Consider the following 12,775-nt stretch of genomic DNA (forward strand, 5'->3'; position numbering starts at 1 on the left):
CAGGCCAGGTTGGCATTCCCGGTAGCAAGCATTGATAATGGGGTAATTGTGATTACTGGGAGTGCCGCATGGCATTCAATGCTAAAACTTCATCATTAGAAACACCGCCTTTTGGCCGTGACGATATAGAACTGATTGAGCGTAAAACGCTTCATCAGGGCTTTTTTCGCTTGGAAGCGATGGAACTACGCCACCGGCTTTTTGAAGGTGGTTGGAGCAAGCCCATGCATCGCGAAGTGCACCACCGTCGCGATGCGGTAGGCGTATTGCTTTACGACCCTGCACGGGATGCGCTTGTGCTGGTGGAGCAGTTTCGTGCTGGTGCTTTCGATGATCCCGTTTCGCCTTGGAAGCTAGAGCTGGTTGCAGGGTTGGTTGAACAAGATGAATCACTCGAAGAGGTTGCCCGGCGCGAAGCGCTGGAAGAGTCGGGCTGCGTGGTAGGCCCGTTAACGCTAATGCATACGTACTACCCAAGCCCTGGCGCGTGCAACGAACGCGTAACGCTTTTTTGTGGGCTGGTTGATACTCAAGGTATGGGCGGTATTCATGGCCTTGACGAGGAGCATGAAGATATCCGTGTTCACGTGGTGTCTTTTCCGACCGCGTGGGAACTCTTGATACAGGGAAGACTCGACAACGCCATGTGTTTGATTGGATTGCACTGGCTAGCTGGTCAGCGTGCTTCGTTGCGCGCGGCATCCCAACGAGCGCTCACGTAAAGTGAAAACCACGAGGAGTGTTCATGGCAAGAACAGCCTATGTCACCGATTTAAAGTCGCTCCAGGGGGAGTGCAGCGCCAACTACCTGCGGTTATTACGCCTGGTGGGCGATATGGAGAGTGGCCAGCGCCGAGAGATCGCCTTAAGCAGTGATGAGCAGTACTTTGGCGATTTGCAGCTTACCGTATTGGAACATGCCCCTTACACCACCATGGTGGCGGTCACTCAACGCGGTCCGTTGGATTCAGTTATGGACGGCCCGCGCATGCGCGTGCACCTTTACCATGACGTGCGTATGGCGGAGGTGACGGACTTTCAGCGTCAGCGCCACTTTAGTGGCCGCTATCGATATCCTAATGCGCAGATGCATCAGCCTGACGAAAAGCTCCAGCTAAACCGCTTTTTAGGCGAATGGTTAGCGCATGGACTAGCCCATGGTCATACCTGCGATTTACCGGAGATGCGCTAATGCGCCTTGTACAGATTACCGATGCTCACTTGCATGCTGATGTTACTACACGTTCGCGTGCGGGGGTTCCTTGGCTGCATTTTCAACGTGTTCTCGCGGCGGCAGCGGCTGAACGTCCGGACGTTATCGTTGTGACGGGAGACATCAGTCAGGATGAAACGGCCGCTTCCTATACACTGGCCAAGGAGGCGTTGGCTGGCCTTCCTTGCCCGTGGTTTTGGCTCCCGGGCAATCACGACCAGATAGAGTTCATGTGCGCCGAGCATCCGCTGCTTGACGAGGTAGATTTGCAGCAGTGGCGTCTGCTGCTGCTCAATACCCAAGTGCCGGGCCAACCCTTCGGCGAGCTGGGCAGCGAGCAGTTGATGGCATTAACGACACGCTTGGAAGAGGATGACCGCCCCACGCTGATTGCCATGCACCACCCACCGGTGGATGTTGGCGCTGACTGGATGGATGCTATCGGCCTACAGGATCGTGAAGCGTTTTGGCAGGTTTTAAGCGCTTATCCTCAGGTGAAAGTCGTGCTGTTTGGTCACGCTCACCAAGCGTATGCGCAGCACATTGAAACAGCGGTAGGTTCAGTGAGTGTTTACGGCTGCCCAGCCATGTCTGATCAGTTTATGCCGGGCGCTGATGAATTTACGATTGATGAAGCCTCACGGCCTGGTTACCGAGTGATAAACCTTAGCGGTGAGCAGTGGGATACCTGGGTCGAGCGCGTTGACGTATAGCGATATCATGTTTTTTATGTTCGTTAGGCGATAAAAGAATAAAAAGATAGTTATTAATTCTTTTGGGTTATTATTGACTCGGCGTTACTCTATCCACAATCGAACGTATAACGTTTTAATTCAGCGTGTACTGCAAGCTTATAAAAATTGGCTTGTTTTGTGAGGTAGCAGACCATGACTCAGTTCTCCCCGCTCTCTTCGACGCCCCGGCGTGAGGTGCCCAGCGCACTTAGCGCCGCGCGTCTCACTCATTTAAAACAGCTTGAAGCCGAGTCCATCCATATCATTCGTGAAGTGGCGGCTGAGTTCAGTAACCCGGTTATGATGTATTCGATCGGCAAAGACTCTTCGGTGATGCTGCACTTGGCGCGGAAGGCATTTTATCCCGGTACCCCGCCGTTTCCGCTGATGCACGTGGATACCACTTGGAAATTCCGGGAAATGATCGAGTTTCGTGATCGCATGGCTTCCGAGGCGGGCATGAAACTGATCGTGCACACCAACGAAGAGGGGCGGGAGGCGAATATCAACCCGTTCGAGCATGGCAGCGCCAAATATACCGATATCATGAAGACCCAAGCGCTCAAGCAGGCGCTGGACAAGCATGGTTTTGATGCTGCGTTTGGCGGTGCCCGGCGCGATGAGGAAGCCTCTCGGGCCAAGGAGCGGGTCTACTCCTTCCGCGATAAATACCACCGTTGGGATCCCAAAAACCAGCGTCCTGAGCTCTGGAATATGTATAACGCCAAGGTCAACAAGGGTGAGTCGATTCGCGTGTTCCCGCTTTCCAACTGGACGGAGCTGGATATCTGGCAGTACATCTATCTGGAGTCTATCCCGATTGTGCCACTGTACTTCGCAGCCAAGCGCCCAGTGGTTGAGCGCGACGGCATGCAGGTGATGGTAGACGACGATCGTTTGCCGCTAGCGCCAGGTGAAGTGCCTGAAGAGAAGTCGGTGCGTTTCAGAACGCTTGGCTGCTACCCGCTAACCGGCGCAGTGGAGTCCGAAGCGGCAACGCTGCCGGAAATTATTCAGGAAATGCTGCTGACCCGCACCAGTGAGCGCAGTGGTCGCGCCATTGATCGCGACCAGGTGGGTTCGATGGAGAAGAAAAAGCGCGAGGGGTACTTCTAATGTCTCATCAATCTAACTTAATCGCTGACAACATCGAGCAGTACCTGCACGAGCATGAAAACAAAGACCTGCTGCGTTTTATTACCTGCGGCAGTGTCGACGACGGTAAATCGACCTTGATTGGTCGCTTGCTGCACGACTCCAAAATGATCTTTGAGGATCAACTAGCAGCGATTACTCAAGCGTCCAAAACCAGCGGTACCACGGGTGATACGGTTGACTTGGCGCTATTGGTAGACGGACTGCAGTCCGAGCGTGAGCAGGGCATTACTATTGATGTCGCCTATCGGTTCTTCTCAACGGATAAACGCAAATTTATCATTGCCGATACGCCAGGCCATGAGCAGTACACACGTAATATGGCCACCGGCGCTTCTACGGCAAGCCTTGCGATTATCCTTATCGACGCTCGCTATGGCGTGCAAACCCAAACGCGTCGGCATAGCTTTATTGCTGACTTGTTGGGTATTCAGCACTTGGTCATTGCTGTCAACAAAATGGATTTAGTGGGCTTTTCCGAACAGCGCTTTGAGGAAATCAAGGCAGAGTACCGTGCGTTTGCAACGAATTTGCAGGTGGACGATATCCAGTTTGTGCCCATGTCGGCGCTCAACGGCGATAACGTCGTTAACCGTAGCGAGCACACGCCGTGGTATCGCGGCGAGACGCTGATCGAACTACTCGAAAATACCGAAATCAGTCAAGACGACAACCTGACGGATCTGCGTTTGCCCGTACAGTATGTCAATCGGCCGAACCTGGATTTTCGTGGTTACTGCGGGACGCTGGCCGCCGGGATCTTACGCCCCGGCCAAGCGGTAAAAGCGCTGCCTTCGGGTAAAACCTCTACCGTGGCGAGAGTTGTCACTTTTGAGGGTGATTTAAGCGAAGCCTATCCCGGCCAAGCGATTACCGTGACGCTTGAAGACGAGATCGATATTTCTCGTGGCGACTGGCTAGTCAGTGCCGATGCGGAAGTGCCGCTTTCCAACCGGTTTACTGCTGATGTGGTCTGGATGCATGAAGACCCACTAACCCTGGGTAAGCTTTACGACTTTAAACTCGCTACCCGCGATCTTTCCGGGCAGGTCAGCGCTATTGACTATCAAATTGATGTTAATACGCTTGAGAAGCACACAGCGCAGGCGTTAAACCTCAATGCGATTGCTCGCTGTGATATCGAGCTTACCGCCACCGTACCCATCGATAATTATCGGGTTAGCCCTAAAACGGGAAGCTTTATTATTGTCGATCGGCTGACCAACGTAACGGTGGGAGCGGGAATGATTCGTGAAGCGGGTTCAGCAGGTGCTGCTGAAGCCCCCACCACGGACTGGTCAGCGTTTGAGAAAGACCTTAATGCGCTGGTACGCAGGCACTTTCCGCACTGGGAAGCCAACGATATTAGTCAATTGCTCAAACGCTAAATCATTTTTTATCAATAGTCTTTACCAATAGTCTTTATCAACAGGTTGGCCCGCTTTGATTAAGCGGGCTTTTTTATATCTACTTAAATCAAACATCTCTAATCTAGCGGTCGGTTCGCTTGACGCTCTCCCAGGATACGCCACACTGATAAAGCGTTTTTCACGCACGCCTCATCACGAAAAGGAGAGCATGATGAACCAAACACTAAAGGGTAAACGCGTCGCTATTGTGGCGGCCGATGGCTTTGAGGAGTCTGAGCTGAGTTCACCGCGTGACGCACTCAAAAATGCCGGTGTTGATGTTGATATCGTGACACCTGAAGGCAACGATATTCGTGCCTGGGCAGAAACTAATTGGGGTGATACATATTCGGCTGATAAAGCGCTGACAGATGTCAATGAATCTGATTATCACGCCCTGGTACTGCCAGGCGGCCTGTTCAATCCCGACGCGCTGCGGGTCAAAGAAGACGTGCTAAGTTTTGTAAAAGCATTTTTTCACGCAGGTAAGCCAGTAGCCGCTATTTGTCATGCGCCATGGATTTTAATTAACGCTGGCTTGGTAGAAGGTCGTCGTATGACGTCGGTGCCCACCGTGGCTCAGGATTTACGCAATGCGGGCGCGGAATGGGTCGATGAGGCCGTCGTGGTGGATAATGGTTTGGTCACTAGCCGTACCCCCAAAGACCTGGATGCGTTCAATGCCAAGCTCCTTGAAGAGCTGCAAGAAGGACGCCACTCAGGTCAACACGCCTAATGTCATGGTTGAGCCCGTGGGCAAGCTTTGTTAAAAGGCTTGTCCACACGGTTGCAAAACCGATGAAGCGAGACCGTGGCCGCGGGGGGATGGTCGTTCATCCTTACCGTGGTTACGGTTCGTCCAGTGAAGTGTTTTTGATGGGGCGGGTGTTCCGCCAAGCCGCTCTTGGCCGCGCTATTCCACGCCGAGGGATGCTGCGCGACACAGCTGATGTAGCGCGCCGCATTTTTCGACGGGGCTTGGCCGGTGCCCAAGTTGATATTCGTATCGGTGAAAACGAACTGTCCTTGACAACCGACCGGGACGGCTATTTCGATGCGCACCTTCCGATTACCCATTCGCTGCCTATCGATGTGTCCTGGCATCGAGCGGATATTAGGGTGCATGCGGAAAACCAGTCGCCTGTACGTACTAATGTTGAGGTATACGTACCGCCACCGGAAACCGACTTGCTGATTATCAGCGATATTGATGACACCGTCATGTTTACCGGCGTTGCCGAAAAGCTAAAGATGCTCTACCGCCTGTTTGTGCGTAAACCCCATCGGCGTACGGCGTTTCCAGGCGTTGCCTCGCTTTATCAGGCGCTGCACCGGGGCGAAAGTGAGAAGGCCGAGCGACCCATCTTGTATGTATCCCGCGGGCCATGGGCTATTTACGAAATGCTCGAAACGTTCTTTCAGCTTAACCGGATTCCGGTAGGTCCGATCCTGTTTCTACGCGAGTGGGGAATTTCGCTGCGTCACCCCTGGCCGCGCCGTGCCGAAGCTCACAAGCGCTTGTTAATTGATCGAATGTTGACGCTGTTTGATGAGCTACCGTGCATCCTGATTGGCGATAGCGGACAGCACGACCCGGAAGTGTATGCCGAGATCGTGAAAGCCTATCCTGGGCGCATCAAGGCGATTTATATCCGCCGCGTGGATAAAGACCCTGAGCGCGAAAAGGCCATTCAACGGCTTCGCGATGAACTGGTCAATTCCGAGTGCGACCTGGTGCTCGCACCCGACAGTGTATTAATTGCTGAGCACGCCCACGCCAATGGGGATATTTCAGCGCGGGGCCTGGAAGCTGTCGAGCGCGATGTAAAAGCGCATCGCGAAGAAGAGCGTCGTGAAGCCCAAGGGGAAGTCTAGCCTCAACACTGTTGTTGCTAGCCCGGCCATGATAAAACGAACCCTTTCCCTGTTTTCTCCTAGTGAGTGTTAAGTCATCATGGTCGTTCTATTCGTCGTGCTGTTACTCGCGGTATTTATACTGCCCAATGTATGGGCAAAGTGGGTGCTAAAGCGCCATATGCGAGGACGTAATGACTACCCTGGCACCGGCGCTGAGCTTGCCGAGCATTTGCTACGGCGTCTGGGGATTAAAGACGTTCCCGTTGAGCGTACCGAATTCGGCGATCATTACGACCCAGAGACGCGCTGTGTGCGCCTTTCGCCTGACCATTATGATGGCTGCTCGTTAACGGCGGTCACCGTTGCCGCCCATGAAGTAGGCCATGCGTTGCAGCATCACCAGGGCTATGCGCCACTGCTGGCACGCAGCCGCTTGGTAGGTGTTGCCCAAAAGGCAGAAAAAATGGGCGCGATTCTAATGATGGCCGCGCCGTTTTTATTCTTGTTGACGCGCGTGCCGGGCGGTTTGGCGTTAGTCATTGGCATGGCGGTGATCAGCTTTGGTACCGCCGCCCTGGTGCATCTGGTCACGCTGCCGGTGGAGTTTGATGCCAGCTTCAACCGCGCACTGCCGCTTTTAAAAGAGTACGTGCCACCCTACGACATGCCGGGCGCTCGGCATGTGCTTACCGCTTGTGCGTTCACCTATGTTGCGGCTTCACTTGCCAGCATGCTCAACCTGGGCCGCTGGCTGGTGATCTTGCGCCGCTAAACGCTAACGACTAGCGCTCGCTTAAAGCACTGTTTTTACAGCCTATTCCGGCTTATTGGCAATAATCACCGCACGACGTGGTGCCGGGTAGCCTTCAAGGGTGCGGGTACGATCATTGGGGTCTAAAAAGTCGGCCAAGGATTGATAGGTCATCCACTCGGTGGAGCGCTGCTCGTCCAGGGTTGTGACTGCCTCGTCGACCACGCGAATATTGGTAAAGCCGCAACGGCTAAGCCAGTGGCAAAGCGCCTTAGAAGAGGGCAGGAAGTAGACGTTGGGCATCGCAGCGTAGCGCTCGCCGGGAACAAACACCGTTTGCTCGTCGCCTTCCACCACCAGCGTTTCCAGTACCAGCTCGCCACCCGGCGCCAGCGCGGCTTTCAGCTGCTGAAGATGTTCAAGTGGCGAAGGACGGTGATAAAGCACGCCCATTGAAAACACCGTATCAAAAAAGCCGAGGTTTTCCGGTACATCCTCGATTCCGACCGGTAGAAACTGAGTGCGCCCACCGTCTGCGTCGCCCACAAAGTGGCGCACTGCTTGGAACTGCCAGTAAAAGCGTGGTGAAGGGTCAATCACCAGCACGAATGCAGCCCCGGCGCCCGTCATCCGCCAGGCGTGATAGCCGCTGCCGCCGCCTACATCCAACACCTTGCGGTATTTCAGGGGCGCTAAATGAGGTGCTACGCGCTGCCATTTCCAATCAGAGCGCCATTCGGTGTCGATATGAATGCCGCCCAGCTGAAAAGGTCCTTTGCGCCACGGAGCCAGCTTACGCAGTAGATTAAAGCATTGGCGTTGCTGGCTATCGCTGAGCGCAAGCTCCACCGTTAGCGTATCGCTGTCCAGTTGAACGTGGCGCTCGGCCGGTAAGGCCGGCAGTTTGGCAACGGCCTTTTCCCAGGCGGGCAGGTCGCCATGACGTTGGCGGTCAAGCCCTCTGGCCAGCTGCTCGGGTAATTGAGCTAGCCAGGTCGTTAAGCCTTGGTCTAAAAACGCCTGATAAAGTGCGCGGTGGTCATCCGGGAGTTCCACTTAACTCTCCTTAAACGCAATGACAGAGGCAAAGTTCAGGTATTGAAACCACGTTACCGTACGTGGGAAGCCTGCCTGCTGTAAGCGCTGATGCAGCGCATCCAGCGTATCGGGCACCAACACGTTTTCAAGCGCGGTGCGCTTTTGGCTGATTTCCATATCGCTGTAACCATTGGCGCGTTTGAAGTCATGATAGCGCTCTACTCGCCAGGCATTATCCCGCTCATCGACGTCAACGGTTTTTTCCGATAAAACCAGCACGCCGCCAGGCTCGAGAGCGTCAAATAGCCGCCTTAACAGGGCATCCCGGTCAGCGGGGGGCAAAAACTGCAGCGTAAAGTTAAGAATGATCATGCCGGATGGCGCATACTCGAGCGTGCGAATGTCGGCTTCTTCCACGCTCATGGCATGTTCAGGGCACTCTTCGGTGAAGGTCTGGCGAGCACGCGATACCATCGCTGGTGATAAATCGACGCCGGTATAGCGAAACGCGTCAGGGGCGAGTGCGCCCGCAAGTGCCAAGCCTGAGGCGCCGAGCGAGCAGCCCAGATCATACACGTGGCCGCCATGACGAAGATGACGCTGGGCAATCAGGCTCAGCATGCCCAGGATTTGGCCGTAGCCTGGTATAGAGCGACGGACCATGTCGGGAAAACAAGCCACTACCTGTTCATCGAACGAGAAGCGCGCCACTCGATCAAGGGGTGTCGAAAAGATAGCGTCACGGTAAGATGCATTACTCATTGGCAAGCCGGGAATCATCAAAAGGGGGGAGTAGTTTACGCGCCCTGATTTGACCAGAACAGACCCGAGCTGCATGGTTCGACGCCACAGGAGACGGCAAATGGCCTCAGCATCACGCGCCACCCCCGATAAACTGCCCGCGTGGCAGACATTAAAACAGCATGCCGATGAACTCAAAGGCGTCCATTTAAAAACGCTATTTGGCTCGGAGAGCAGCCGATGGGCGCATTTTACCCGCCATGAGGCAGGTCTGACGCTGGATCTTTCCAAGCAGCGCTGGGACGACGATACGCTTGAGCATCTGTTAGCGCTGGCGCACGATGCGGGTGTGCCCAGCGCTATTGATGCTTTATTAAGTGGTAAGCGGGTTAACGTTAGTGAGAACCGCCCAGCCTTGCACACAGCGCTGCGTTTACCGGCCGAGGCAACGCTGAACGTTGAAGGGGAAGATATTGTCGCCGGGGTGCAGGAAAGCCTGGCGCAAATGGAGCGTCTGGTGTGCCGTTTGCACGCTGGGCAGTGGCGAGGAGCCACGGGCAAGCCCATTCGCCATGTGGTGAATTTAGGCGTCGGCGGCTCGGATTTAGGGCCGTTGATGGTGACCCATGCACTGGCCGATTATCGGCCTGATGATATTCATCCTGTTGAGGTGCATTTTGCCTCCACCATGGATGGCTCGCAGCTGGCCGATTATTTAGGGCGCTTAAATCCGGAAACGACCCTCTTTGTGCTCTCCTCCAAGTCGTTTACCACCATTGATACTCTTTCCAACGCCAATACGGCCAGAGACTGGCTGTTGGGCCGTTTAACTCAGCATAGCGATTTTGTCAGTGCTCCACCGGTAAGCGCTGAACTCATTGTGCGCCAGCACTTTATTGGTGTGTCGGCCAGTCCCGAGAAAATGAGCGAGTGGGGCATTGCGCCCGACCACCAGCTTAAATTCTGGGAGTGGGTAGGCGGGCGCTATTCGCTATGGGGCACGATTGGTTTGCCGATTGCTCTGGCCGTAGGCATGACGCATTTTCGCGAGCTGCTGGCCGGTGCCCACGCCATGGACCGCCACTTCAGTGAAGCGCCCATGGAAGATAACCTGCCGGTTCTGCTGGCCTTGGCCGGTATCTGGAACGTTAATTTTCTGGATATCCGCGCCCACTCAATCCTGCCTTACGATGGCCGGTTGGAATATTTTGCTGCCTACCTTGAACAGCTGGAAATGGAGTCCAACGGCAAATCGGTTACCCGCCAGGGTCAGGCGGTCAATTATTCGACCTGCCCGGTACTGTGGGGGCAGTTGGGCCCCAATGCTCAGCACGCGTTTTATCAGCTGCTTCATCAGGGCACTCAGTCGGTGGTGTGTGACTTTATCGCTCCGCTCAAGCGTTATGATGAGGTAGAAGACCCGGATACTCGCCGCCATCTCAAAGCGCAGCACCGGCTAGCGCTTGCCAACTGCTTTGCCCAGTCCCGCGTTCTGATGCTCGGCGATGACGCGCTGGACGATGACGGCCCCCGTCCAGAGCACAAACGTTATCGCGGCAATCAGCCATCGACCACGGTGCTGCTGGATACACTAACGCCCGCTACGCTGGGGGCTTTGATTGCCCTGTATGAGCATAAGGTGTTTGTTCAAGCCGTTATCTGGGATATCAATCCGTTCGATCAGTGGGGGGTGGAGCTGGGCAAAAAAATTGCCACGGATACCCAAGGCATCATCGATGGGCAGGGCGACATTACCCGCATGGATGCCTCTAGCCGCGGCTTGATTGAAGCGTTTTGGGCCGCCGAGCAGGATGGATAACTGCCTCGGGCGTCTATGAAAAAGCGTGCTCCCAGTTTTCCTGCCATGTATTAGATATGGCTGGATATACAGCTTTTTGCTATTCTAGCGATCTTTGTCGGCCGCCTATACAAGTTACAGGCGGCTGCCAGCTTTACCCTTCAGGAACCGACGTTACATGACCCAGTTTGATGCCTCTCAGTACGGCGCGAGTTCTATCGAAGTCCTGTCAGGGCTCGAGCCGGTACGTAAGCGTCCCGGTATGTACACCGATACCTCACGGCCCAATCACCTGGCCCAGGAAGTGATTGATAACAGCGTCGACGAAGCGCTGGCCGGCCACGCCTCTTTTATTCGTGTCACGTTGCACAGCGATGGGGGCATCGAGGTTCAGGATGACGGCCGAGGTATGCCGATTGATCTTCACCCCGAGCACGGCGTTTCAGGGGTGGAGCTGATTCTTACCAAACTGCACTCAGGCGGTAAGTTCTCCTCTTCAAGCTATCGGTTTTCTGGTGGCCTTCACGGCGTTGGCGTCTCGGTCGTTAACGCGCTTTCACGGCGCCTGGAAGTAGAAGTGACCCGTGACGGTGCGCGCCATGCGATTGCCTTTGAGCACGGCGAAAAAGTCGAAAACCTGCATGAAATCGGCAAGGCGGCTAAACGTGCTACTGGAACCCTGGTGCGTTTTTGGCCTGATGAAAGCTATTTCGACAGCCCCAAATTGGCCGTTTCAAAGCTTAAACATCTACTGCGCGCCAAAGCGGTGCTCTGCCCGGGGCTTGCCGTTACCCTGATTGAGCCAGACGGAACGACGACAGAGTGGGCCTACGCTGATGGTCTGCGTGACTATTTGGCCGAAGCTACCGATGGCTATGACGTACTGCCTGGTGAACCGTTTGTCGGCCACTTCAGTGACGACGAGCACGGTGTGGATTGGGCCATTCAATGGCTACCGGAAGGCGGTGAGTCGCTGTTGGAAAGTTACGTTAACCTGATTCCCACGCCGCAAGGCGGCACTCACGTTAACGGTTTTCGATCAGGACTGCTGGATGCACTACGCGAGTTTTGTGAATATCGTAGCCTGCTGCCGCGCGGCATCAAACTCACCGCTGAGGATCTTTGGGAGCGCGCCTCTTTCGTGCTTTCAGTGAAAATGCTCGACCCCCAGTTTGCCGGGCAAACCAAAGAGCGGCTGTCATCACGCACCATCGCAGGCTTTGTCTCCGGCGTGGTGAAGGATGCCTTCTCGTTGTGGCTCAATCATCATATTGATCAAGCCGAGCAGTTGGCGGAGCTGGTGATCAGCGCCGCTCAGCATCGCCAGAAAAAGGCCAAGAAGGTCGCCCGTAAAAAGGTCACATCAGGCCCGGCGCTTCCCGGCAAGCTTGCTGACTGCTCTGGGCAGGACCCGTCACTCAGCGAGCTGTTCTTGGTCGAGGGCGACTCGGCCGGGGGCAGTGCGAAGCAGGCGCGTAACCGCGACACTCAGGCAATCCTGCCCCTGCGCGGCAAGATTCTGAATACCTGGGAAGTCGAGACGCACGATATTTACGGCTCTCAGGAAGTTCATGATATTGCGGTCGCGATTGGTGCCGACCCGGGTAGCGCCGACCTTGAAAAGCTGCGTTACCATAAAATATGTATTCTCGCCGATGCCGACTCCGACGGTTTGCACATTGCCACGCTGCTGTGCGCGCTGTTTGTACGCCATTTTCCGGCGCTGGTCGATGCTGGCCATGTATTTGTCGCCATGCCGCCCCTTTACCGCATCGATTTAGGTAAAGAGGTGCACTACGCCCTCGATGAGAGCGAAAAAGCCGCCGTGCTCAAGCAACTGGCGAAAAAACGCGGTACACCTAACGTACAGCGCTTTAAGGGCCTGGGCGAAATGAGTCCTTTACAGCTGCGTGAAACCACCATGGCGGTCGAAACCCGTCGCCTAGTGCAACTCACCCTGGAAGAGGGCGATGGCACGATGGAAATGATGGATATGCTGCTCGCCAAGAAGCGCGCCAGCGACCGCAAGAAATGGCTGGAAGATTACGGCAACCTCGCAGACATTGAGGTATAACCCCG

General features: G+C 55.0%; 12 protein-coding genes. 10 read left to right on the top strand and 2 right to left on the bottom strand.

From position 1 onward, the window contains the following. Positions 1-68: 68 nt before the first annotated feature. The 8 genes from ACT3T7_RS02945 to ACT3T7_RS02980 all read left to right on the top strand — a co-directional run bounded on the left by ACT3T7_RS02945 (position 69) and on the right by ACT3T7_RS02980 (position 7,140). Positions 69-722: an NUDIX domain-containing protein gene (locus tag ACT3T7_RS02945; RefSeq protein WP_193053848.1), complete on the top strand. Its 654-nt coding sequence runs from the start codon at positions 69-71 to the stop codon at positions 720-722. A 23-nt stretch (positions 723-745) separates the two neighbouring features. Next, positions 746-1,192, top strand: a complete 447-nt coding sequence (locus tag ACT3T7_RS02950) for a DUF1249 domain-containing protein (protein ID WP_444630047.1) — start codon at positions 746-748, stop codon at positions 1,190-1,192. Then, positions 1,192-1,926: a metallophosphoesterase gene (locus ACT3T7_RS02955; RefSeq protein ID WP_444630048.1), complete on the top strand. Its 735-nt coding sequence runs from the start codon at positions 1,192-1,194 to the stop codon at positions 1,924-1,926. Before ACT3T7_RS02950 ends, ACT3T7_RS02955 begins: the two co-directional genes overlap by 1 nt. A 174-nt stretch (positions 1,927-2,100) precedes the next feature. Further along, a complete protein-coding gene (gene cysD, locus ACT3T7_RS02960) occupies positions 2,101-3,063 on the top strand; it encodes a sulfate adenylyltransferase subunit CysD (protein WP_444630049.1) in 963 nt (320 codons plus the stop codon). Further along, positions 3,063-4,490 (top strand): sulfate adenylyltransferase subunit CysN, encoded by a 1,428-nt coding sequence (cysN, locus tag ACT3T7_RS02965; protein WP_193056265.1) that lies wholly within the window; start codon positions 3,063-3,065, stop codon positions 4,488-4,490. The genes cysD and cysN overlap by 1 nt, the downstream gene beginning before the upstream one ends. A gap of 193 nt (positions 4,491-4,683) precedes the next feature. Continuing rightward, positions 4,684-5,247, top strand: a complete 564-nt coding sequence (locus ACT3T7_RS02970) for a type 1 glutamine amidotransferase domain-containing protein (protein WP_192526287.1) — start codon at positions 4,684-4,686, stop codon at positions 5,245-5,247. Continuing rightward, positions 5,247-6,386: an App1 family protein gene (locus ACT3T7_RS02975; RefSeq protein ID WP_193053845.1), complete on the top strand. Its 1,140-nt coding sequence runs from the start codon at positions 5,247-5,249 to the stop codon at positions 6,384-6,386. Before ACT3T7_RS02970 ends, ACT3T7_RS02975 begins: the two co-directional genes overlap by 1 nt. Positions 6,387-6,465: 79 nt before the next feature. Next, positions 6,466-7,140, top strand: a complete 675-nt coding sequence (locus tag ACT3T7_RS02980) for a zinc metallopeptidase (RefSeq protein WP_087109551.1) — start codon at positions 6,466-6,468, stop codon at positions 7,138-7,140. A gap of 42 nt (positions 7,141-7,182) precedes the next feature. Here the strand turns inward: ACT3T7_RS02980 and cmoB are convergent, their stop codons facing one another. Both cmoB and cmoA read right to left on the bottom strand, forming a co-directional pair. After that, positions 7,183-8,175: a tRNA 5-methoxyuridine(34)/uridine 5-oxyacetic acid(34) synthase CmoB gene (gene cmoB / locus ACT3T7_RS02985; RefSeq protein ID WP_444630050.1), complete on the bottom strand. Its 993-nt coding sequence runs from the start codon at positions 8,173-8,175 to the stop codon at positions 7,183-7,185. Continuing rightward, positions 8,176-8,919: a carboxy-S-adenosyl-L-methionine synthase CmoA gene (cmoA, locus tag ACT3T7_RS02990; RefSeq protein WP_087109693.1), complete on the bottom strand. Its 744-nt coding sequence runs from the start codon at positions 8,917-8,919 to the stop codon at positions 8,176-8,178. 100 nt (positions 8,920-9,019) lie between these two features. Between cmoA and pgi the strand changes: the two genes are divergently transcribed. Both pgi and parE read left to right on the top strand, forming a co-directional pair. Then, a complete protein-coding gene (gene pgi / locus ACT3T7_RS02995; protein WP_444630051.1) occupies positions 9,020-10,717 on the top strand; it encodes a glucose-6-phosphate isomerase in 1,698 nt (565 codons plus the stop codon). A gap of 157 nt (positions 10,718-10,874) precedes the next feature. Then, positions 10,875-12,770, top strand: coding sequence for a DNA topoisomerase IV subunit B (gene parE / locus ACT3T7_RS03000; protein WP_444630052.1), 1,896 nt, complete (start codon positions 10,875-10,877; stop codon positions 12,768-12,770). The last annotated feature ends 5 nt before the right edge of the window (positions 12,771-12,775 follow it).

The organism is Halomonas sp. 111, from assembly GCF_052379685.1.
GTDB lineage: Bacteria > Pseudomonadota > Gammaproteobacteria > Pseudomonadales > Halomonadaceae > Vreelandella > Vreelandella citrativorans.

Coding starts and splice junctions, on each gene's coding strand:
- ACT3T7_RS02945 (WP_193053848.1), top strand. CDS start 69: ATGGCATTCAATGCTAAAACTTCATCATTAGAAACACCGCCTTTTGGC.
- ACT3T7_RS02950 (WP_444630047.1), top strand. CDS start 746: ATGGCAAGAACAGCCTATGTCACCGATTTAAAGTCGCTCCAGGGGGAG.
- ACT3T7_RS02955 (WP_444630048.1), top strand. CDS start 1,192: ATGCGCCTTGTACAGATTACCGATGCTCACTTGCATGCTGATGTTACT.
- cysD (WP_444630049.1), top strand. CDS start 2,101: ATGACTCAGTTCTCCCCGCTCTCTTCGACGCCCCGGCGTGAGGTGCCC.
- cysN (WP_193056265.1), top strand. CDS start 3,063: ATGTCTCATCAATCTAACTTAATCGCTGACAACATCGAGCAGTACCTG.
- ACT3T7_RS02970 (WP_192526287.1), top strand. CDS start 4,684: ATGAACCAAACACTAAAGGGTAAACGCGTCGCTATTGTGGCGGCCGAT.
- ACT3T7_RS02975 (WP_193053845.1), top strand. CDS start 5,247: ATGTCATGGTTGAGCCCGTGGGCAAGCTTTGTTAAAAGGCTTGTCCAC.
- ACT3T7_RS02980 (WP_087109551.1), top strand. CDS start 6,466: ATGGTCGTTCTATTCGTCGTGCTGTTACTCGCGGTATTTATACTGCCC.
- cmoA (WP_087109693.1), bottom strand. CDS start 8,919: ATGAGTAATGCATCTTACCGTGACGCTATCTTTTCGACACCCCTTGAT.
- pgi (WP_444630051.1), top strand. CDS start 9,020: ATGGCCTCAGCATCACGCGCCACCCCCGATAAACTGCCCGCGTGGCAG.
- parE (WP_444630052.1), top strand. CDS start 10,875: ATGACCCAGTTTGATGCCTCTCAGTACGGCGCGAGTTCTATCGAAGTC.